The sequence below is a fragment of the Pseudomonas aphyarum genome (assembly GCF_028657055.1).
Lineage (GTDB): Bacteria > Pseudomonadota > Gammaproteobacteria > Pseudomonadales > Pseudomonadaceae > Aquipseudomonas > Aquipseudomonas aphyarum.
In genome coordinates this window covers 88,955-108,900 of sequence record NZ_JAMDGS010000009.1, presented here as the reverse complement: position 1 = coordinate 108,900, position 19,946 = coordinate 88,955, and the positions used below count along the sequence as shown (strand labels likewise).

At 55.3% G+C, this 19,946-nt stretch carries 27 protein-coding genes and 1 pseudogene; 11 read left to right on the top strand and 17 right to left on the bottom strand.

Annotation, left to right across the window (positions count from 1 at the left end; all coding sequences use genetic code 11):
• Window positions 1-64: 64 nt before the first annotated feature.
• The 3 genes from M5G18_RS13340 to M5G18_RS13330 are packed head-to-tail and all read left to right on the top strand — an operon-like array spanning window position 65 to window position 1,451.
• A complete protein-coding gene (locus tag M5G18_RS13340; protein ID WP_007952618.1) occupies window positions 65-442 on the top strand; it encodes a GNAT family N-acetyltransferase in 378 nt (125 codons plus the stop codon).
• Complete coding sequence (locus tag M5G18_RS13335; RefSeq protein WP_085608636.1) at window positions 439-1,155, top strand: AzlC family ABC transporter permease; 717 nt, start codon at window positions 439-441, stop codon at window positions 1,153-1,155. The genes M5G18_RS13340 and M5G18_RS13335 overlap by 4 nt, the downstream gene beginning before the upstream one ends.
• Window positions 1,134-1,451 carry an AzlD domain-containing protein gene (locus tag M5G18_RS13330; RefSeq protein ID WP_007952614.1) on the top strand — a complete coding sequence of 106 codons (318 nt, stop codon included), beginning with the start codon at window positions 1,134-1,136 and terminating at the stop codon, window positions 1,449-1,451. Before M5G18_RS13335 ends, M5G18_RS13330 begins: the two co-directional genes overlap by 22 nt.
• Here M5G18_RS13330 and M5G18_RS13325 read toward each other — a convergent pair.
• Window positions 1,368-2,294, bottom strand: coding sequence for a LysR family transcriptional regulator (locus M5G18_RS13325; protein WP_085712740.1), 927 nt, complete (start codon window positions 2,292-2,294; stop codon window positions 1,368-1,370). The two genes, M5G18_RS13330 and M5G18_RS13325, sit on opposite strands and share 84 nt — an antisense overlap.
• A 378-nt stretch (window positions 2,295-2,672) precedes the next feature.
• Between M5G18_RS13325 and M5G18_RS13320 the strand changes: the two genes are divergently transcribed.
• From M5G18_RS13320 to M5G18_RS13310, 3 genes are read left to right on the top strand one after another with little or no spacing between them, the layout of a single operon-like run.
• The gene (locus M5G18_RS13320; RefSeq protein ID WP_007952610.1) at window positions 2,673-2,891 is read left to right on the top strand and encodes a tautomerase family protein; all 219 of its coding nucleotides are present in this window, start codon (window positions 2,673-2,675) and stop codon (window positions 2,889-2,891) included.
• The gene (locus M5G18_RS13315) at window positions 2,888-3,532 is read left to right on the top strand and encodes a DsbA family oxidoreductase (protein WP_273897964.1); all 645 of its coding nucleotides are present in this window, start codon (window positions 2,888-2,890) and stop codon (window positions 3,530-3,532) included. The genes M5G18_RS13320 and M5G18_RS13315 overlap by 4 nt, the downstream gene beginning before the upstream one ends.
• A 33-nt stretch (window positions 3,533-3,565) precedes the next feature.
• Entirely contained in the window at window positions 3,566-4,276 is a 711-nt protein-coding gene (locus tag M5G18_RS13310; protein ID WP_273897965.1) for an SDR family NAD(P)-dependent oxidoreductase, read from the top strand.
• 58 nt (window positions 4,277-4,334) lie between these two features.
• Here the strand turns inward: M5G18_RS13310 and M5G18_RS13305 are convergent, their stop codons facing one another.
• Entirely contained in the window at window positions 4,335-4,601 is a 267-nt protein-coding gene (locus M5G18_RS13305; protein WP_273897966.1) for a DUF3077 domain-containing protein, read from the bottom strand.
• 456 nt (window positions 4,602-5,057) lie between these two features.
• Here M5G18_RS13305 and M5G18_RS13300 point away from each other — a divergent pair, with 456 nt between their 5' ends.
• From M5G18_RS13300 to M5G18_RS13290, 3 genes and pseudogenes are all read left to right on the top strand, one after another.
• On the top strand, window positions 5,058-5,240 hold the full coding sequence (locus M5G18_RS13300; RefSeq protein WP_064384144.1) for a type II toxin-antitoxin system HicA family toxin: 183 nt from the start codon (window positions 5,058-5,060) through the stop codon (window positions 5,238-5,240).
• 31 nt (window positions 5,241-5,271) lie between these two features.
• Window positions 5,272-5,697 carry a type II toxin-antitoxin system HicB family antitoxin gene (locus M5G18_RS13295; protein ID WP_273897969.1) on the top strand — a complete coding sequence of 142 codons (426 nt, stop codon included), beginning with the start codon at window positions 5,272-5,274 and terminating at the stop codon, window positions 5,695-5,697.
• A gap of 48 nt (window positions 5,698-5,745) precedes the next feature.
• A pseudogene (locus M5G18_RS13290) lies at window positions 5,746-5,895 on the top strand (helix-turn-helix domain-containing protein); the annotation flags it as partial.
• A 15-nt stretch (window positions 5,896-5,910) separates the two neighbouring features.
• On the opposite strand, the gene M5G18_RS13285 reads toward M5G18_RS13290, so the two are convergent.
• The 12 genes from M5G18_RS13285 to M5G18_RS13225 all read right to left on the bottom strand — a co-directional run bounded on the left by M5G18_RS13285 (window position 5,911) and on the right by M5G18_RS13225 (window position 15,915).
• Window positions 5,911-6,807, bottom strand: a complete 897-nt coding sequence (locus M5G18_RS13285) for an AbiTii domain-containing protein (RefSeq protein ID WP_273897971.1) — start codon at window positions 6,805-6,807, stop codon at window positions 5,911-5,913.
• A 358-nt stretch (window positions 6,808-7,165) separates the two neighbouring features.
• A complete protein-coding gene (locus tag M5G18_RS13280) occupies window positions 7,166-8,086 on the bottom strand; it encodes a hypothetical protein (protein ID WP_273897972.1) in 921 nt (306 codons plus the stop codon).
• Window positions 8,049-8,684: a hypothetical protein gene (locus M5G18_RS13275; protein WP_273897974.1), complete on the bottom strand. Its 636-nt coding sequence runs from the start codon at window positions 8,682-8,684 to the stop codon at window positions 8,049-8,051. Before M5G18_RS13275 ends, M5G18_RS13280 begins: the two co-directional genes overlap by 38 nt.
• 104 nt (window positions 8,685-8,788) lie before the next feature.
• The gene (locus tag M5G18_RS13270; protein WP_273897977.1) at window positions 8,789-9,589 is read right to left on the bottom strand and encodes a TIGR04255 family protein; all 801 of its coding nucleotides are present in this window, start codon (window positions 9,587-9,589) and stop codon (window positions 8,789-8,791) included.
• A gap of 266 nt (window positions 9,590-9,855) precedes the next feature.
• Window positions 9,856-11,019, bottom strand: coding sequence for a site-specific integrase (locus M5G18_RS13265; RefSeq protein ID WP_273897978.1), 1,164 nt, complete (start codon window positions 11,017-11,019; stop codon window positions 9,856-9,858).
• Between the two features lie 281 nt (window positions 11,020-11,300).
• The gene (locus M5G18_RS13255; RefSeq protein ID WP_273897981.1) at window positions 11,301-11,513 is read right to left on the bottom strand and encodes a hypothetical protein; all 213 of its coding nucleotides are present in this window, start codon (window positions 11,511-11,513) and stop codon (window positions 11,301-11,303) included.
• A complete protein-coding gene (locus M5G18_RS13250) occupies window positions 11,510-11,773 on the bottom strand; it encodes a hypothetical protein (RefSeq protein WP_273926130.1) in 264 nt (87 codons plus the stop codon). Before M5G18_RS13250 ends, M5G18_RS13255 begins: the two co-directional genes overlap by 4 nt.
• 58 nt (window positions 11,774-11,831) lie before the next feature.
• A complete protein-coding gene (locus tag M5G18_RS13245; protein WP_273926128.1) occupies window positions 11,832-14,525 on the bottom strand; it encodes a toprim domain-containing protein in 2,694 nt (897 codons plus the stop codon).
• The gene (locus M5G18_RS13240; RefSeq protein ID WP_102685915.1) at window positions 14,522-14,773 is read right to left on the bottom strand and encodes a hypothetical protein; all 252 of its coding nucleotides are present in this window, start codon (window positions 14,771-14,773) and stop codon (window positions 14,522-14,524) included. The genes M5G18_RS13245 and M5G18_RS13240 overlap by 4 nt, the downstream gene beginning before the upstream one ends.
• Window positions 14,774-14,849: 76 nt before the next feature.
• Window positions 14,850-15,215, bottom strand: coding sequence for a hypothetical protein (locus tag M5G18_RS13235; protein WP_273897986.1), 366 nt, complete (start codon window positions 15,213-15,215; stop codon window positions 14,850-14,852).
• Window positions 15,212-15,685, bottom strand: a complete 474-nt coding sequence (locus tag M5G18_RS13230; RefSeq protein WP_273897987.1) for a YmfL family putative regulatory protein — start codon at window positions 15,683-15,685, stop codon at window positions 15,212-15,214. Before M5G18_RS13230 ends, M5G18_RS13235 begins: the two co-directional genes overlap by 4 nt.
• A 29-nt stretch (window positions 15,686-15,714) precedes the next feature.
• A complete protein-coding gene (locus tag M5G18_RS13225; RefSeq protein WP_273897988.1) occupies window positions 15,715-15,915 on the bottom strand; it encodes a DNA-binding protein in 201 nt (66 codons plus the stop codon).
• A gap of 180 nt (window positions 15,916-16,095) precedes the next feature.
• Between M5G18_RS13225 and M5G18_RS13220 the strand changes: the two genes are divergently transcribed.
• Both M5G18_RS13220 and M5G18_RS13215 read left to right on the top strand, forming a co-directional pair.
• On the top strand, window positions 16,096-16,368 hold the full coding sequence (locus tag M5G18_RS13220; protein ID WP_273898039.1) for a transcriptional regulator: 273 nt from the start codon (window positions 16,096-16,098) through the stop codon (window positions 16,366-16,368).
• A gap of 102 nt (window positions 16,369-16,470) precedes the next feature.
• Window positions 16,471-16,656, top strand: coding sequence for a hypothetical protein (locus tag M5G18_RS13215; protein WP_273897989.1), 186 nt, complete (start codon window positions 16,471-16,473; stop codon window positions 16,654-16,656).
• Between the two features lie 56 nt (window positions 16,657-16,712).
• Here M5G18_RS13215 and M5G18_RS13210 read toward each other — a convergent pair whose 3' ends face one another.
• From M5G18_RS13210 to M5G18_RS13200, 3 genes are all read right to left on the bottom strand, one after another.
• Window positions 16,713-16,970, bottom strand: a complete 258-nt coding sequence (locus M5G18_RS13210) for an ogr/Delta-like zinc finger family protein (RefSeq protein WP_047293252.1) — start codon at window positions 16,968-16,970, stop codon at window positions 16,713-16,715.
• Window positions 16,971-17,045: 75 nt separating this feature from the next.
• Complete coding sequence (locus tag M5G18_RS13205; RefSeq protein WP_273898040.1) at window positions 17,046-17,915, bottom strand: phage portal protein; 870 nt, start codon at window positions 17,913-17,915, stop codon at window positions 17,046-17,048.
• Window positions 17,827-19,869, bottom strand: a complete 2,043-nt coding sequence (locus M5G18_RS13200) for a terminase large subunit domain-containing protein (protein WP_273897994.1) — start codon at window positions 19,867-19,869, stop codon at window positions 17,827-17,829. The genes M5G18_RS13205 and M5G18_RS13200 overlap by 89 nt, the downstream gene beginning before the upstream one ends.
• Window positions 19,870-19,946: the final 77 nt, after the last annotated feature.

Sequence of the window (19,946 nt, the reverse complement as noted above, 5' to 3'; positions counted from 1 at the left end):
CGACGGCGTCGAATGCTCGACGCCGGTGGTGCTGCGGCGCGCGACGGCCAAGGACGCGCAGCGCATGGAGCGTTTCTTCCGCCAGTTCGACGAAGTGTCGTTCTGCGAATGGCAGGACGCCAAATGCCTGCGCGGCGTGCTGATCCAGAAAACCACCACGGCGTATCTGGCCTTCGATGTTGAAGGCGAAATCGTCGGCGCGGTGCTGGGTGGCATGCTGGGCAGTCGCGGCACCATCAACCATCTGGCGGTCAGCCTGCGCTATCGCAGCCAGGGTGTCGGCCAGCGACTGGTGGAAGCGGCGTCGGCCGACATGAAACGCGTCGGTGTGCTGCGGATGTTTCTGTTCGTCGACGATGCTAACCTCGCGGGCAAGCGTTTCTGGACGGCCCAGGGTTTTTGCGAACCTCACGGCGAGCGGACATTTGAGAGGGATCTATGAATGAAACATCCGGCAGTGCGCCGCTGATGGTCGACCGTCAGCCATCGCGCACCTTTGCCGAAGCCAGCCCGGTGGTGGCCGGTTACTTCACCGTGTCGTTCGTGTTCGGGCTGATGGCCGTCAACGCCGGGCTGCCGCTGTGGCTTCCGGTGGCAATGTGTCTGTTCGTGTATGCGGGGGCTTCGCAATTCGCTGCGCTGGCGCTGATCAGCAGCGGGGCGTCGCTGACCACCATCGTGCTGACCACGTTTCTGATCAATGCGCGGCACATGCTGATGTCGGTCTACATGGCCAAAGCCCTGCGGGCGCTGGGCCTGAGCCGCATGGAGCGCTGGTGTTACGCCGGCGGCCTGACCGATGAATCGTTCGCCTTCCACAGCGTCAAGCTGGGCACCGGGGCGCCGGTGAATATCCGATATCTGATCGGCTTCAACCTGTTCTGCCACACCTCCTGGGTGATCGGCGGATTGCTCGGCGCCCTGTGCGCGCAGTACGCGTCGCACCTGATCAAATACCAGCTCGATTACGCGCTGACCGCGATGATGCTCTACGTGCTGGTCTCACTGTGCAACACCCGCAACAAACTCATCGCCGCTCTGGCTGCAGTCGTCTGCATGGGCGCACTGAGTCTGGTGGGCAGCTCGCCATTCAACGTTTTCATCGCCACGTTTGTGGGCTGCGGAGTGGGTGTATGCCTGACCAAACGTTCCTGATTCTGGTGGTCGCGCTGATGATGGCCGTGACCTTCCTGCCACGGGCCTTGCCGTTGCAGGTCAACACCGAGCACTGGCCGCCCTTCGTCGCTCGGGCGCTGGAATACCTGCCGGTGGCGATCGTCGCTGCGATCAGCCTGACACCCTTGTTGATCAAGGATCAGCACATACAGCTCGATCGCCCGGAGTTCTATGCAGCGATTCCGACGCTGTTATGTGCGTATTTCAGCAAAAACCTCTTTCTCAGTGTGGCGGTTGGGACGGCTGCGTACATTGCGCTCGGCTCGTTCATGTAGCGGCAGATCGACCACGTCGTTCAACGCCTGGCCGGACAGATCCGGATTGTTCACCGCCAGGCGCACTTCGAGGAAATCCTCGAACCCGGGGAAAATCGTAAGGCCGTTCTTCTGCGCGGCCTCGCGGGAGACCATGCCGACCGCGTCCATCTGGGTGATGAGCGACAGGGTCAGCGTTTCGCTGCAGGAGTAGATCGTCCGCTGACTGTTCTCGTGATTGCCCAGCCCGGCGTCGAGAAAACGCAAAAAGCTGTGGGAATACGGACAATCTTCTGCGGGACGCACCTGAAACTTGTTACCAAGCAACGTCAGCGGATCGTTCTCCTGACCGCAATGTGCACCGACCACCTGCACCTGCACTTCAGGCAGGACAATGCTCGGCAGACCCGGACGCTGCGGGCCGATCAGCACCGCAAGGTCAAAGTCCTCGTTCTTCAGCTTGCTGAGGTTTTCCATCGACTCGGCGTAGCTGAATTCCATCTGGTAGTCGGGAAACACATCGATCAGGCGTCCGATCAATCGCCGGTTGAAGTCCGGGTCCAGCGTGGTGTTCAACGCCACTTTCAACGTGCGCTGTCCCGGCACCTTCAGCGCCTCGACTTTCTCTTCCATCTGCCGCGTGGCAATCAGCACTCGGTCCATATAGGGCGTCAGCTCCGTGCCTTGCGGCGTCAGCGTCAGCCCCTTGTTGGATCGTCTAAACAAGCGGAAACCGAACTGCTCTTCGACCTTGTTCAGCTGTGCGGCCAGGGCCTGCACGGTGAGGCACGAATGCTCGGCTGCGGCCGACAACGAGCCGGTCTGCACGATGCGCATGAGGTTGCGTAAGGTTCTGCTATCCATGGGTAATGCCCTCTGAAGTGGGCTGGGTATTGTTGTGTACGTGACGGCCTGAACGGCGCCATTTGCCGGCTATATTCCTGTACCTGAGCATAGTTGTCGCGCAATTAGTAGCGAATTGATGTCCCCGCCGATGGCTGGAGGCTGACACAGGATCGGGGTTTTTGGTGACGTGGGGGTGATTGGGGTCAAAAAAAGTGCACGGTTTGGGTGCGTCTGCGGATTTTTCAAAGGAATTTTGGCGCGATTTTTACAGGCGATTCATTACACCACCTCACAAATGAAGTACCCCACCCCTACTTTTTCCTCTCCCACCGCACGCCTACATTGAGCTCCAACACCTGACCATCATCCCGAGGGCAGGTCACTGGAGTCGTCGTCATGCCATTTGTCAGCGTACGCATCACCCGCGACGGTGTTACCCGTGAGCAGAAAGCTCAGGTGATCGCCGAAATCACTGAAACCCTGGAACGTGTCCTCAACAAACGCCCGGACCTGACCCACATCGTGATCGAAGAAGTCGACACCGATAACTGGGGCTACGCCGGCATCACCACCACCGAATACCGCCGACAACTGGCGGAACGGGGCCAGTCATGACCCCGACCGTGACCATCGATTTCGTCTCCGACGTGGTGTGCCCCTGGTGCGCACTCGGGGCGACAGCGCTGGAGCAGGCGATCGGCAATCTGGCCGGCGAGGTTTCGGTGGAGCTGACCTACAAGCCCTTCGAACTCAACCCGGACATGCCCGCCGAAGGTGAACCGGCGGTGCAGCACCTGATGCGCAAATACGGCCGCACCGCCGAAGACGTCGCCGCCGGCAAGAAGATGCAGATCGAACGCGGCAAGGCCATCGGTTTCGAGTTCGACCTGGAGAAGCGCACGCATTTCCACAACACCTTCGACGCCCATCGTCTGCTGATGTGGGCGGCGCAGGACGGGCGGCAAGTCGCACTGAAAAAGATCCTGCTGCGCGCTTACTTCCGCGACGGCGACAACCCCAACGATCACCCGACGTTGATCCGTCTGGCGACTGAAGCGGGACTGGATGCGGCGAGGGCCCGCAAGGTGCTGGCCAACGACGAATTCGCCAGCGAAGTGCGGCAACTGCAGTCGTTTCACCGGCTGCACGGGATCAACTCGGTGCCCGCGCTGATCCTGAACGGCAAGCACCTGGTGTCCGGTTCGCAATCGGTCGAGTACTACGAACAAATGCTGAAACAACTGGCTGCGGCCTGATTCAACACCTACTTATTGATTGAGGATTTCATCATGAGCAACTCGAAAAAAACCGTCGTTATCACCGGTGCTTCCCAAGGTCTGGGCGAAGGTATGGTCAAGGCCTTCCGTGAACTGGGCTACAACATCGTCGCCACCTCGCGCTCGATCAAGCCATCGAACGACCCGCAGATCCTGACCATCGCCGGCGACATCGGCGATCCGGCCACCGCACAGCGCGTGATCAGCGAAAGCGTGGCACGCTTCGGCCGCATCGACACCCTGGTCAACAACGCCGGCATCTTCGTCGCCAAACCGTTCACCGCCTACACCCCGGAAGACTACGCGGCGGTGCTGTCGGTCAACCTCAACGGCTTCTTCTACATCACCCAACTGGCCATCGCCGAGATGGAAAAACAGGGCAAGGGCCACGTGGTCAACATCACCACCAGCCTGGTCGACCACGCCATCGACGGCGTGCCCTCGGTCCTCGCGTCGCTGACCAAGGGCGGCCTTAACGCCGCCACCAAATCCCTGGCCATTGAATACGCCAAACGCGGAATCCGGGTGAACGCGGTATCGCCGGGCATCATCAAAACGCCGATGCATGGCGAGGAAACCCACGCGGCACTGGGCGCGCTGCATCCGGTTGGGCACATGGGGGAGATCGACGATATCGCGCAGGCGGTGGTGTATCTCGATAACGCGAATTTTGTGACTGGCGAGATTCTGCATGTGGATGGCGGGCAGAGCGCTGGGCACTGATTGATGTGGTAATACAAAGCCCTTGCAGCGATGCGAGGGCTTTTTTGTGGGCGACGGTTTATGGATCGGGACTCAACACTTTGACCGCGTCATCGACCAGCGCCTTGCTCAACTCCTGCAAATATTGCGAGGCGCAGGCGTGGAGTTCCGGGTCGTTGGCGGCGGAAGTATCTGACGTAAGCAGTTTGGAAATGTGCAGCAGATGGGACGCGTGGGAGAGGGCGGTGACGACCGGGACGCCGGGGTTGGTGCGGAAGAGGGCGTGGTTTGACTGGAAGAAGAAATGGGTGAGGCCGAGGGTTTTCAGATCGTGGGGATGGGTCATGGCTTCACCTACCGTTTGCTGGTTGGTGGAACGGGCAGACTTTGGACGGATCGATGCTAATCATTTGTGAAACTCCCTGTATCAAATGAGGGCTGCCAATTCGTTCTCAGGCGAAAGGGTGGCAGCTATGCGCAGGCTGAGAAACCGGAGATACAGGAACCCGGCAGGCCCGAAGACCTCCCACGCACAGCCGCCATTGCACGGAAATGCAGGCACAAAAAAACGCCGGCAAACGTGGGTTGGGGCGCTGGTGCGCCTGCATCTTACGCGGGTTCTCAGGCCCGGTCGCTGAATTGGCAGCGACGGGATTGACGGTAGCGTGGGGGAGGGTTGGGCGCAATCGTGGCCAGGTGGTGGCGGAGGCTGGCGATGTTCCAGATGTGCGGTGCAACAGTTATGTTGCATGCGCAACAGATATGTTGCACATTCGCTCCACCGAAACAGCGAGTGATGCACATGAAGTACAGCGAGTTTCGGCGATGGTTGAAAGCTCAAGGCGTCGAGTTCCAAACCGGCAAGGGCAGCCATTTCAAGGTTTCTTTGAATGGCAGATCAACTGTCTTTCCCGACCACGGAGCCAAGGAGATGGGCGAAGGGTTGAGAAAATCGATAATCAAACAGCTGGGCCTCAAGGATTGAGGCCCAGCTGTACCCCAAGAGAGGAAACGTGATGTTCGAATATGCGTTGGAAGTCCACGAGGAGCCGAGCAGTGTCTGGTTGTCCTGCGCAGAAATTCCAGAGATGCACGCCGCTGGCGACACCCTTGAGGAAGCACTCGACGGCGCCATTGATGCAATGGAGACGGCTCTGTCGATTTACGTAGATGATCGCCGGTTGATTCCAACAGGTGATGCGGGAGAGCAGGATAGTGACGCGGTGTTGCGTCTGCCTGCACTGACTGCGGCAAAGGTTGGGTTGTGGAATACGCTTTTGGAGTCTGGAGTCAGCAAGGCTGAGCTTGCACGTCGCTTGGGAGTGCAACGACCCCAGGTAGATCGGTTAGTCGATTTCCTGCATCACTCCAAGATCGAGAATGTCGAGCGTGCGTTGCAGCAGCTTGGGCGCCGGATTTTGCTTTCGGTTGAGGCTGCGTAGTTTTATCAGCTGAGCGTTGGAGAAAAGTAATTGAATGATGAGATAGCGATGGTCGATGAACTGGAGCAGTTTCAGAAGGACTTGCTGGACTCCGTACGTCAGATGAAGTCTAAGGCTTCGCGCGTTACGGAGAAGTCGCTCTCCGCGAAGGCTGAAGGACGGGGCAAGACTAGCGGATTACAAAGTGCTTCCGCCCAGTTTAGCCCCGTAGTATCAGGAAGGAAGTGAAGCAAGAAGAGCAGGCAGGAGCGGCAAATATTCTGCAGCGATATTTCCTGCTGCTCCTTCGAGGACTGTTTTGACGGAGTTCAGACACTCCCGAATCATCCCGATTTTTGGCGTTGGAGCTTTCAACAAGCTGCGGATCGTCTCTAAATCGCTTTGGAGCTGGTCGCGATCTGTCGAGTTGCTTAGCTGGCCTAGGGCGGGCAGCAGCTTTTCAACGAAGGCCGATATCCCGCTGAAATCGGCGGAATGTGTATAGGTTTGGGTCGAGGCGGTTGTTCCCTGTTGAAGCTGGGAGCCCGACATATTTTCGATATTGATGCTGTAGGAAATGTTACTCGCTGCCGTTTTTTCTGTCGGTGTGAATGTCATGCCTTCTCCGAGGATGCCTTGCCTTTCCAGTTCAAGTGCGAAGTCGAGAATCTTGTTGCGGACCGTAGCAATGATGCCGTGAATGACCGTAACTCCTACTTCAAGAGCAGGCTCAAAGCGACCGTCTATACCGTTCATGATTTGTTCGGCAATTTTTGCAGGGTACATAAAGAGTATGGACTGCCCTGCGTCCTTGTCAGCGAACTGACAAAGTTCTCCCATTGGCTGATGAAGATGACGCTCACTCAGCATTTTCTGCGCTTGAGCACCCCTGACTTCGAGCGGCATCCAGCCTGTATACGGATTACGACAAACGGGACTTCCGACAATATGGCGATATTCGGGAATTGAACCGCGCGTTGGGTAGCCGCTCAATTCGTGTTCTAACCACTGGTCGATAGTGGTGACACCTAATTTTATCGAGACCACCCTAGCCTTTCTAAGCAGGCTAAGAATTGAAACGCCTTCTTCATTTAACGCGTCTGACTGAAGCTCATGAACAAGACTGGTCATGCCTGCATCCTCTTTTGAAGAAGGTAGGTTGCCATAGAGTTTGCGGGATATGACGAAACGATGTACGGAATCGCTACTTGAGTGCGGGTATGAGGAGGATTTGTAATTTACGTCGAATTTTACGTAAGGCAGAAACAACAAAGCCCCTGCATTTCTGCAGGGGCTTTGTTTTGTATGGTGCCGGCACCAGGAATCGAACCCGGGACCTACTGATTACAAGTCATCTGTTCATTCCTTATAAATCAAGGAGTTAAGCGGATTCCTATTACGTAGCAGGCATTGGTTGGAGTAATGCCTGCAGTGGTGCGGGGCTCGCTCTTACGCTGTCCAAAATGCTTTCCGGCAGGTAATTTCAGACCTAATCGCCGGATAAAGAAAGAAAATCGTTTAGCGTGTACCTGATACTCGTCTTAATCTCAAGAAGCGAGGTGTCTGCGATGTTTCGCCCAGTTACGCCAGCTGGCCTAATTGTTAGGCCGCAGCGCCCGGCTACATCTGCACGCGATAATTTTTCATCTCCAGAAACCTTCGTGCTGATCTTGTCTTCGAACAATGACTTTTTGAGAGCAGCTACAATCGGCTCAGGGTCTTCATCTTCATCGGTCACAAGCGAGATTTCAAGAAAGTATGGCGGTGGCATCAGGCCTAGGTTACCAGTCCACTCTTCTTCACTTGCAGAACTGATATTTAAATAAATACCGTAAAGTTTGTTGGTCCGCATTAGCTTGCCATCCAACACGTCTTGAATCTTGCTGTCTTTCAAAATCGAATTGAATTCGTCAGGTAGGGTCACGCGCGTATAGCTGCGTGCAATCCATCCGGCAAAATTATCTAACCACTGTGTATTCGCCCAGTCTGGACTATCTCTGCTTGAATCTACTACTTCGTAATCTGGGCTACCGATGGATGCCAACTCGGCTCGGTTTAACCAGATGCGCTTTTGGATGTCTACTTCAAAATAGACTGTGGAGCCGTTACCTATTGCTTCCACGTGGAGCGTACGGGGGTTACTTCCCCTAGAGTACGACTTCTCGAGCTTCTGAATCAACTGAGCGGAAATCAGCTCTACAACTGGGATCTTGCAGAAATCTGGGTTGTACAAATTGCAAGTTTGTGAGGCGACGATCCACCAACCTTCACCTGAGTCTTCAGTGGACGGGGCTTGTAGTCTCTTTTCGGAGACTACAGAGCCTTGCCACCATCCGGCACTCTTAATCGAGGTTGCCAAATCTATATCGTAGTTAGCCAAGATCTGCGACCCGATCAATGTCAGAAGCATGAGCATTACCTAAATGGGTTCTGCTCATCTTTTCTTGAACTACTAGCCTCGGCAAAAGCTCGTCGAGCTTAGAGGAAGCGGCAAAAATTTTCCCTTCATCATCCAAGGTTTCATCGGAGATAACATCCATAAAAGACTTTCCATTTATGGGCGTTAGCCATACTCCTTTCAAGCGCATCAGATTGGCTTTGTCTTCATTGGCCTCTATGATCGCAGCTATTACATTCAGGCGATTGCTGTTCGCGCTTCGAGGGGCCGTGCCGTCGAGCCAGTCATAGACAGACTTTCTTGTAACTCCAAAAAACTGTGAAATTTGAGTTATCGAAAGCCCTAGCTTCGCTTGGAAAGTCTCTAGTTGTGTTTTAAAAGTAACGTCTGCGATATCTGCTTTTTCATTCGTTAAATCCTTGCCTACTTCAATAGCACTGCTGTCCAAGGTGATGGACTCGTTGCCGTCTATAGTTAATACAAGGCGAGGTGGTTCTTTGACGTATCCAGTTAAACCTGCGGGAAAACTACGATCGATCAACTCTCCCATAAGCGACTGTATAGAAGCATATGTTTTAGGTATCAGGCCGAGTGAGCGCTGTTCGCTCATTCTAATTCTCATAGAGGAAGCGGAACTAGAAAAAGAGCGGCCTGCACTCATCATGCTGATAGGCATTGAGTGTTGTTGAATCACTGGTTCTGCGTTACAAAGCATTAGGATTCTCCTTTCCAAACCTTAAACGCATGATCGCTAAACATTTCAGTATGTCTAAAGAAGTTATTAGCAACGGTGTGAAGTTTACGTAGTTCGAAGATGATCGTTTCCTTTGCTAACTTTTCAGCGCTTGGGAACATGGTCACCGCATCCATGTCGACTAGAAGCTCTTCAGGCTTTAGTTGCTCAAGTTTAAGTGGTGCTTCAATGCCATTAAATATTGCTAAAACAGGTATCGCATCCTGTGGTACAGGAAGCGCGCCAGGCATGTTTAGAACATTGACTCTTATCCTGTGGTTATCGCAGGAATATTCATTGAAGAACTGGCCGCCGAGGGTGTTGTAATTTTCAATGCTCGGGGCTAAAAACTTCTCTGAAATGTAGTGAGAGCTTTTTTCGCCTTGTTTTGGTTTTACATGGTCAATAAATCTTACGCCCATGTTCAAAACATTCATAAACTTCATATGCGTGAGAAGAGTGGATAGAACTCTGTCTATCTTTGCTTCAAAGTCATCGTAATGATGATATTTGGGGCAAAATATCAATAGCTGATCTTTCGTTATTTGGACGCCATAACTTTTGTCCAGCGAGATAAGCATCCATGCCTCACTGCTGAACATCGCAGTTGGCATACCCTCAGGAGCTTCTACCTCGATGCGATGCATTAGAGGTAGGACGTCTCTCAAATCGTTCTGGATTTCGTCGATTCTCTTGCCCAGAACGGGCCAAGGAGTGAACCTTACGGAGGCGAAAACCATAGTGAGCGGAGAATTTTTGAGGATGCCAGTACGGGTGGTCATTGTGTGCAATCCGAACCTAGGAAAGGTGCTTGGTAGTGAAACTATACACCAAAGTAAACATTTTTTTGTAAATCTCGTGAACCGTTTTAGGTGGCCGGCATGAGCTTTTCCCCCAACATCGGCTTAACGCTGGATTGGCGGTGATGATAGTAAATTGCTCAGAAATCGCTATGAGTAGCTAAAAAAAATCAACAAAATCATGGCCTTGGAAATATGTTAGCCACTTTGATTGGAGAGCCTAGCAATCAAGAGGGCTTTTTTTACTGTTAAGTTTGCGTTACACAATCGGCGGCCGGGGCGACGATAGGAACACTTAAGTCATATATGTCCATCATTTTGGGGTCACGATGGCCGCTAGCTTCTTGTTTTTCAGCTCGAGTCCCTGAGGTGTCGGTGATGCCACGACGCTTCAAATCGTGAAGCGCAAATCGATCCTCCGGGTCAATGTTTCCTTCCGTCATCGCAAGAGTGATGAAGCGTTGCCAAGCAGTATCAAGGCTTGTCTTTCTAAGCGGCCCTCCGTGACTAGCCACGATAATGAAACGCTTCGATGGTGCAATGGGAATCGCTGTCTTCCGACGCTCCCAAGTCCTCGCACGTAAAGCCTTGGCACCCTCCCACACCGCACGCAGACGAGGTGTCCAGCGTACGATGTTGTCGCGGCTGCCTTTGCGACGATTAGTCAGGATGCCCTCGTTCAATTCGTTTGCGTCGGTGAGGGTGACCACCTCGATGCCGCGCAAGCGACAAAGGTAGGCGAGCTCCATAACGCTGGCCAGATACTCTGGGCAGCCGCCTGGCTCATTGCGTGCCAAGCGTCCGCGGGCTGTTGCAAGATCGATCAGAACATCCATCACGCTTTGTCTTGGCAGTCGGCGCTGTTTCCGCTCAATCGGTGCCTCGATGCCAAATGCCGGATTCACTTCCAGAAATCCGCGGTTGCGTCCCCACTGCAGAACGCGGCGCAGATAGCGCAGGGCGTGTGCAGCTTTCGACGGAGTGCCCTCGTCCGCGAGCCGATCGACAATACGTTGTACTAGGGCGGCAGTGAACTTCTTCACTGCTAGTTCGCCCAGCGGTTTACCCAATTTAGTGGGGATGCTCAGCAACACGTCGCGCGAGTAGCAGTAGTCGTCGTGAGTCTTCGGCGAGAGCTTCTTGTAACGGTCACTCGAGTGGAATTGTTCGCAGATGTAGCGAAGGGTGCCTCGGTCTACGTTGGACGTCTCGTCCATGATCCGGTGTAGTTCTGCCAGGGAAACGTCTGCGGGCGCGACGTTCTTGCGGCGCTGTTTACCAGTCTCGTCATAGTGGAGGGTGTACCAAACCCCACTGCCTCGATGGTCGAAGTAAATGGCCGCCGGGAGGGCGGCCTGATCGACATGGCCAGGGATGTGGGGATTGTGCTTTCGCTTCCTCGCTCGCCTCATAATATGTCGGACTCGTACCTTTCAGCGCTGGGCGACGAGACGCCGCCGGCATGGTTAATCAGATCGAGAGTTGTCCAAGGTCCTGTTCTGCCACGGAACAACCTCACGCCCTGGTCGATTAGTGACCGTTCGACATCCGAGCGACGTTGGTAGCCGGTTATTTGCTGCAGATCTTGAAAGGTCAAAATACCTGTTGTTGCTTGGCTCACGGTACAACCCTCAGACCTGGAAGCGTAGTAGAAAACACTGCCTTTGATTCTGGTCTTGCTTGTTCACGGCGTTTAAACATAACGGTGTTCCTTTGCTTTTCTGATTGCAGCCTTTTCAGCCATTACAGCGGCCCATTCCTCAGTCTTTCGATGCTGGCGAATACGGCTGCATTTTTGATGTTTTCGGGTAGATCTGGCCTTGCCGCAGATGTCGCAGATGTTTGGCAGATCCAATCGTTTGCTGGCCATCGCCGGCCGCTCCCGAAGGGTTTTGCCATCGTTCATAAACTTGCCCTCGACGACGCATGGCTGGCCAGAAGTTGGGCGACTATGGCTGCTTCGCCCGCATCAATATCGCCCTGCTGTTTGGCGAAGGTGGCCAAGCACTCAAGGCGGATCCGCGCTTCGTCTGTTTTGGTGATCTGGTAATCGAACAAAGCTGTGCCGACTATCCGGATCGCCATTAGGTGCCGGGCTGATTGAGTGTCGACGTCGCCCTGTGTGTTAGCCTTTGAATCGCTACCGCTGTAGTGCTTTGCTTTCATCGTGTTGCCCTCAGTGGTGGTAGGTGTCGAGGGGCTGCAACCCCTCGGCACCACTTCGTTAAGCGCTCTGGAAAATCCAGCAGCGCACGGTTTTCGGTTTGTCTGCAGCGTCCAACTCCCATGCAGAGCAAACGGTTCTGTTTGTCTCCACGAACTTCGGGCACTTGCTGGTTTTCAGGTGGCGTTTCAGCTCGGTCATGTCTGGTACTTTCTGGCGTTTCTCTGCGGCTTCTTTGGCGAAGTCGTTGAGGTTCACCGCAATCAAGCTGTCATTGCGTGAGTGGTTGAGTCCGCCGGCAGCGCTGTTTAGGTATTCGTACAGTTCCCAAAACTCGACGACGACGGGGTGATCAGCATTGATGGCCAACTGGCGATCCTTGGCCATGTTCTGGATCTCGGCGTGTGTGGCTTCCAGCTGGTGCTTTTTCAGAGGCACGACGTGTACCAGTGCGTCTACGAGCGCGTGCAACTGGGCATGATTCTTTGCGATCCGGACGGTGCGAATCTCAGGGAGGGCCAGCAATGTCTGTTCGTAGGTCGGAACCTTCGAGCGGATGGTCTCCATCACGGCGGACTCCGACGTGGTTGCCTTGAGCAGAAACCCGCTCACACGGTCGACGGGCATACGCTCAAGTTTTTCAACCAGCAGCTTGGTTTGCGGGGTCTGCCCGTCTTTCGTCATGGCGATGTGCACCAGGCGCTGCAGGATCGGTTCAGAAGCGTTCACCGCGTGGTTCTGCCCGATGACCACTGCACCACGGAAGGGCGGTTCTCGTGTGTCGTTACCGTTGTTCTTTACACCGGTTGAGCGAACGCTGCGGCCGTTGTAGGCGGTCTTCAGTTCGTCCCAGTCATATTGGCGGGTCTGGCTTCCATCTGATTTTTCACGCTCAGATTCAATCAACACCACCGGCAGATTCCCGACCTGGGCAAAGTTTCGTGCCCGAGCAACGGGGGTGCCCTTAGTGGGGTCGAAACCTTCGTAGTCGAGGCGCCCGCACAACTTCCAGAGGAATTCGATCAGAGTGGATTTACCGGCGCCTGGCTCACCGATAATTTCCATGAAGGGGTAACTCTTTTGGTGCTGCCGGATCTGCTCAGCGAACAAAGAGCCGAACCAGAAAGCGAGGGCGACCAGTCCTTTGGCACCGAAGCATTGCCAAATGATGTCGAGCCATTCCGTGTCGAACTTCTCCAGGTCAGTGTTCAGGTTCAAGGTCACGGACTGGCTGAGCGTTTTAATGCTCAATCGATCCATGTCGAAGAAATCTTCTTCGTTCAGTTTGAAGATTTTCCCGTCGCGTACCGCCACGTCGCCGTACACATAAGCGCCGTGTTCGCGGGTGTAGCCCGTGAAGTCGATGGTTTGAACGGTCTTGAGGGCGTCGGTTTGTTCCTCAATGAACGCGTCCAACTGTTGAGTTGTGCCGGTGAACATTCCGCCCGGAGCAATGCCCAACAGACGCTTTTTGAACTCGGCTGATGACGCGATCTGAGCGCTGGTGAACGTGTTTTTGATCGGTGCGGCGTCGTGTGCAAAAGTGATCCGGAAGTAGTACCAGGACTCGTCGGTAAGTTTGTTTTCCTGGTAGTACAGGGCTTTCGGATTGCAGGTAGCGATGCGCTGCAGCGCACCGCACTGCTGCATGGCTTTCGCCCGCATCTGTTTATTGTTCAGCTGCTGATCGTCGTGGTGCTCACTTTCCTCCAGTTCCTGAATGGCCTTGTTGTATTTCTCCAGATCAAGCTTGAACCAATACAGGCGATTGCCGAACTCCAGATGGAATTCGCTCCGACGCTTCCAATCGAACATCACCAGTGCTTTTTCGGTGGCGTTCTCAGCAATCAGCAGGGCGCCGTGATGCCGCGCAATTGTCATGTCTTTTTCAAACTGGGCGTCGCGCTTGTCGCCTTCGTCCAGGAATTGCCATCGCTGGTGAAGGTCGTTCCAATCCACCTTCCGGTTGTCCCGCTGAGGGATCTGCGCGGCCTCACAGGTAAACCCCAACTCACGGGCCATGCGAACCCAACGCTTGGTGTAGGCGTGTGCGCCTGGTTCGTTGTCCAGCGCCCAGACGAGCTTTGGCAGATTGCCCGGGCGCGCAGTGACCAACGCCTGCAGAGAGTCAGCCGGGAATGCATTTGATGACATGGCGGATACGGCGGAAATCCCGTGATGCACCAGGGCAATGGCGTCGAAGATGCCTTCCACGATCCAGAGTTCTTTTGCTTCAAGCAGATCAACACAGGGCGGACACCACCACACACCCTTGTAACTATCACCTGGGGCGAAGCGAGCTTTCATCTTGCCGAAGCGCGCCGGCTTATCGATGAGGCGTTCCCAGTAGCCGCCTTTCTCCAAAGCGAAACGCACCGTGGCACTGCCGGCGTTATGCTGGGACGAGTAGTAGGTTTCTTGTGTGAACCAGCCCGCGACCAACTCAATGTTGAATCCTCGACCAAATTCTAAATATGCCCGAGCTGTGGCTGTTGGAGCGTTGTCCGTCGCCGGCGCTCGCTTGCTCCAGTCTTCGAACAAATCGTCGTAGATTTCTTTGACGTGCATGGTGTGGCCGCACTTTTCAGGCCGGCCGCAAATGACCAGCCATGGCGTGTCGTGGCGCGAATACAGCTCTTTCTTTCTGCACTTCGGACACTCGCCGCCGCGCATGTAAACGGTTCCCGAGCGGTGTTTCAGGCCGTAATCGAATTCCAGGCGCTTCAGGACGTCGTCGCGGAGATCATCTCTCATGGTTTTTTCACTGTTTTGAGGCTTTGAGTCAGGGCACCGGCGAGGGCGCCGATCAGATGTTTTCGAGCGGCCATTACGGGATCGTTCGTGAGAATCGACCCATGGCGCAGGCCTTCGGGAATGAAGCGGTATTGGTCTGCGTACCAAAGGTCATTGAGGCTGAGACGGTACTGTTCACGCAGGTTGGCCAAGAGCGCTTGAGCCTGATCTGGCGGCAGTTTTGCGTTGATGTTCAGAGCGTTTTCCATCGTCAAACCTCAATTTCGGGCGCAGCTCACCCAAACCCACGGGAATGGGGGATCGGGAGGAATTGTTGGTTGGGTGTTACGGAGTGGTGATGCGGAAACGCCCGTTGTCCGGTGCGTTCAGGATTCGCTCATAGATCAGGCTGACGGGGATGGCCCACACCTCACCAGTGCCTGTATCGTTGATAACGGTGTGTGTAGGCGTGCTGGTCAGAACATCCAGACGCTGCCGATCGCTTACTGCAGACAGATCGCTATAGGCCAGGTGAACCATTTTTTCGGCGGTAGGAGTCAGCACGTCAAAGTCCGCAACCAGGTGCTGGACTGCGCGTTTCAACAGCTGCTGGTCGTCGCTGAGGTGTTCGCATTGGTGACGCTCAAGAAAAAGCAGCGCAGTAGCTTTGAGCATGTCCTGATGATCCTGTACTGCGTTCATGTTGCTCATTGGGCTTTCCCTTCGCGGTAGAGGGCGATCGCCGCCAATACTTCGGCGTGACGCGCAGCCAGATGCAGGTTGTTGGCGTCCAGAATCAATTCGGCTTCCTCCTCACTGATTGATCCGTCTTCAAGTGCTTGAGCAATAGCCTGGTCAACGCAACCCCGTTTCGCTGCCACCTGCAAGGAGCGCGCATAAAGTTCAACGTTATCCAGTGATTCCGGGTCGGCGATTGGAATGAAGCGTCCCCCGTACATCGAGGCGACGTAGTTCGCCAAGTGGTATGTGCCGCTTTCCTGCTCGAGCATGAATATCTGCACATCACTGAGGGGCGAGCATCCAGCGTTTTCGTAGGCATGGTTATCGAACTTTTTGAGCTTCATTCCCAAGCGGTTTGCTGCAGCCTCGCGGCCACCGGCGTAGGTTCGAATAATCTCGCTGGTAACTTCCCTGCGGGTATCTAGGATCAGACTTTTCATCTTCTACTTTTCCCTGTTGAGCCGTGGCACTACTGTTCAATTTCGCCGTCTTTGATTCCAAGCAGTACCGCGGCGCGATGTGCCTCCCCACGGCGACCTTTTTTGCGACCGGCTAAAAGGTCGCTGACCAAATTCTTATTCAGTCCATGTTTTCGACTGAACTCGGCAATGCTTATCCCCTTGCGATCAAGCGCCTCGCGGGCTTGCTCGGCTGTAACAGTGGCGGGCATAGTGTTCGCTCGTGTGCGTTCGTGTAGATTCGTGTTTGTACGGCGCCGATTATGACCAGTTTATTTGTCCTGTAAAGGGGCTAGAGTTTGAAAAATTTGTCAGCGGGAGAAATCTCGGAGGTGAGTGCGGGCGAATGCTTGCGCGAAGAAAGAGTTCGACTCGGCCTCAAACAAGAGGAAATGGCTCAAATAGGCGGCGTAACTCGAAACACTCAGGGAAGCTACGAACGAGACGAGCGTCGCCCCGATACGGGCTATTTGAAAGCCTTGAATGCCGTGGGTCTTGACGTTCTTTACGTCATCACAGGCGAACGAACTCCCGCCCCTGTGGGGGGCTTGAGCGAGGATGAGGAAATACTGATTAAGCGTTATCGGAGCATGCCGGCCGAAGACCAAAAATCTGTGCGTCGCTTTCTGCAAGCGATCGCGGATGACGTCGCCAAACAAAAATAAAGTTGGAAATGCGTTGTAGTGCATTTGAGCCCGCTCCCTTTTACAGCTTTTCGCAGCCCCGATAACGTCGATCCAGCAATGCACTTTTATGGAGTAGTGAGCATGTTGGATCGCGCGGTAACAGGTAATGAACACTTCCAAACTGGCGAGTTGGAATGGGATGCGCTTTCGAAAATCGAACGTCGTCTGGTGGCACTTTATCGTCAGCTAACCGAGGAAGATCGAAAACAATTACGGCGCCTCACTGAGGCGTTAGCCACGGTTCCCGAAGAGTCGGCAGTCGCCTGACCTCTGATTGATTTCGCTGTAACCGATCGCCGGCAATTGGGTCGGCGGTTTGTGCATCACGCCACCGCCTGCGATCCCAACTGCTCGAAAAGCTCCCGCTGCTTTGCCCGGGGCAACTCGCGAAACCGATCGATCAACATGCGTTCGAAGGTCTGCGAAGACGGACTGAGCGTGTGTGAGAACGTCAGGTTCGACACCCATGTATGCCCGCACCTCGCGTCCAGGCATTGGCAATACAGCTTCACGAACTCCGTTGTTACCTCTTCCCGTGAAGCAATTCGGCCCTTGTGGCCGCACTTGCAAACAACTCTCATAGTGTCCCTCCCCAGGGGCAGCTGATCGCCAACATATTGCCACAATTTGTAGTGGCATTCGCTCCAAAAGGTGTTTCATGCAGTGGCATCCACTGCATCTTGTGCAGGTTTCCAGCTAAAGCGCCTGTCTTCGCGTAACCGGTCATTGAGCTGATCGAACAGCTGGCAAATCGGTCGAATCTCATTGCTGGTGTACACGCGATCGATCTTTTCAATGTCGCCAAACCCGCCGGTGTTCTCCGGGATTATGCCGGCCAGCGCGGGGTTCATCCGCCAGGCCGCGATGACATCGTTTCGGGTGATGTTCTTCACTTTCTCCAGCTCGTCTTTCGCCTGGAAGTCACCCACGGGGATGATCTGAATCGCGTTCTCTTTGCCGTTGGGGATGTTGACGAACATTGAGCGGAAGTTGCCCACACCTTTGCTGGCGCTGATTTGGGCGCGCAGCTCGTCTTCGTCCTCTTCGGTCAGGTCGGGATCGTTGGTGTAGAAGATGTAGCCGGCGTGCGCGCCGTTGCTGTAGTAGCGCCGGCGGAAGAGGGTGGCGGCCTCATTCAGCAGCAACGCCTGCAGGCCGCCCAGGTAGTCCGGAATCCCGTAAATGTTCTGTTCCACGTCGTAGTCCAGGACGTGGGAGATTTCGCGCGCCTCGAACTCCATTTCCTTGTTGTCCGGCAGCAGCATCACGTAGCCGCCGTCGACCTTCACGCGCATGTTGATCGCCGGCAGGTGCTGCAGCTCCAGCACCTGGCCGAATGCGTTGGTGTCGTTGTAGAAGTACGCTTCACCAAACACCATGTAGTCCAGTCCGGCGCGTCCCATCGTCTCCGTGCTGCAGCCCGCCGAGGCGATGAACTCACGCAGCAACAGGTTGCGCTTGAATTTCGGAATGGCGCCGTGGTGCGCGTTGGCGCGCAACAGCTTGGCCAGGCCAGCCCGTGACACCGGCGGTTTGTAGATCTTGCCGTCGTCGCTGGGAAACACACCCACGTACTCGCCGATGTTGCCGGACAGCACCTGCTCCGGCTCCCCGAACGTAAACGAGCGCATTGGCTGTTGCTGTGGTTGGGCTACGTGGTGCTTTCTGCGTTTGCGGTTGGCCATGGCTGTTCTGGTTACTCGTGACGTAGCGGCTACGGCGCCGCTTGTTGGTGTTCAAAGGTTCGTTGGACAGGGCGTGCATCACCGCCCAGGCTATGTCGGCGTGACCGGTGGCTTCGGTACGGGATGCGCTGTAGGTGATCTGGCCGCTGTTGGTGGCACCGCGCTTGATGGTCAGGAACGCCTGGGCGATGTCCGTCCAACCGGCGTCCCACTCGATACGACTGCCTTGAATCGTGTCCTGGGCTTTCAACACCAGGGCGTTTTTCGCCTCAAGGCTGTAATGAATCGGTGTGGCCTTGGCGTAGAAGTCGCGCACCAGGTCGAACACGCCGTAACCCACGCCGGTGACATCGATGCCGATGTGCTGCACGTTAAAGCGCTCGGTCAGCTTCTTGACCTGCGCGGCCTGGTAGGTGAACGAGTGGCCCCGCCAGCTGTGCTTTTCCAGAATCCGGAACTTCGCCCCGGGTTCGAGCGGCGGCGCGATGACCACGCAGGTGGCGTCGTCGCGCGTGCGGCTCGGGTCGTAGCCCAGCCAGACCGGGCTGTTGCCGAACGGGCGCTCCAGATCCGGGTTGTAGTCCTCCCACAACGACAGATCCGAGTAGCAGCGCTCCAGATCCTTGAGGCTGAATGCGCTTTGGGTGCTGTCGATGAACTTGCAGTAGAACAGCTGCTGGAATTTGTCTTCGTCGTACTCCAGCTGCAGCTGTTCCAGGTCGAACAGATCGCAGCCGCCGGCGATCGCATCGTCCAGGGTGATCGTCTTGCGCCACTGACCGTCCGGACACAGCGCGCCCTGCGTGTAAGCCGCCTCGCTCGGCCATTCGCCGCCGGCCTTTTTGCCGCGCTTGCTGTTACGGAATTCGTCGCCCGACCAGAACGGATACGCCTGGTGCGACACAGCGCTGGGCGTCGAGAAATAGGTTTTGCGCCATTTCTTGTGGGTGCCCATGGCGCTGGCGACGGTGCTGAGCTTTTCGAAGTCGCGAATCCAGAAGTATTCGTCGACGTAGACGTGCCCGTGGTAGCCCTGGGCGGTGCTGCTGTTGGTGCTGAGGAAACGCAGCTCGGCGCCGTTGCTCAAGGTGATCGGGTTGCCGGTCAGCTCGATGCCGAACCACTGCTGGGCAAACTGGATGATGTAGCTGCGGAAAATCTCGGATTGCGATCGGCTGGCCGACAGGAACACCTGGTTGTCACCGCTCAACACGGCATCCATGAACGCTTCGCCGGCGAAGTAGTAGGTCAGACCGACCTGACGGCTCTTTAGAATGTTCCGGACACGGCGGGTAAGTGGGTTCTGTTTCGCCTCGAACAGCTCTTTCTGGTAGCCGTACATTTTCGAGATGAACTTATCCAGGAAGTCCACTTCGGTAAGGCCGCTGATATCGTTCTTCGCTTTTTTCTCGCGCTTCTTGCCGCCGCCCTCGCCACGTTCACGGCGTTGACCTTGTGGACGCTCGCGAGGCCCGTCTGGACGATCTGACGGCTCAGTCGGCGCGGGTTTCGCTGCCAGTTTTTTTAAACGCTCCAGCAGGCTTGTTAGCCGCTCCAACTCTTTCAGCTCGGCATCAGTCAGCGGATCGATCTTTTCTAGAATCAGGGTGATTCGTCGGTTGACGGCGCTCAACGGTTCTTCGTCCGTCAGCATCTCGTCCCAGCAGCCTTGGCGAATCCAGTAGTAGACGATGCGGATGTTAGGCAGCTTCAAATGCGCTTGGATTTCCTTCACCGAACAGCGGCGCAGGTATAGGCGTTTTGCGGCTTCTTTGACTTCGGTCGGGTAGTTCATGTGCCGCAGTCTATGCGGCGAAAACGCTGGAAACGCGGGGTTAAATCCCGGCATTCGCCTATATCCGGAAAATAGGA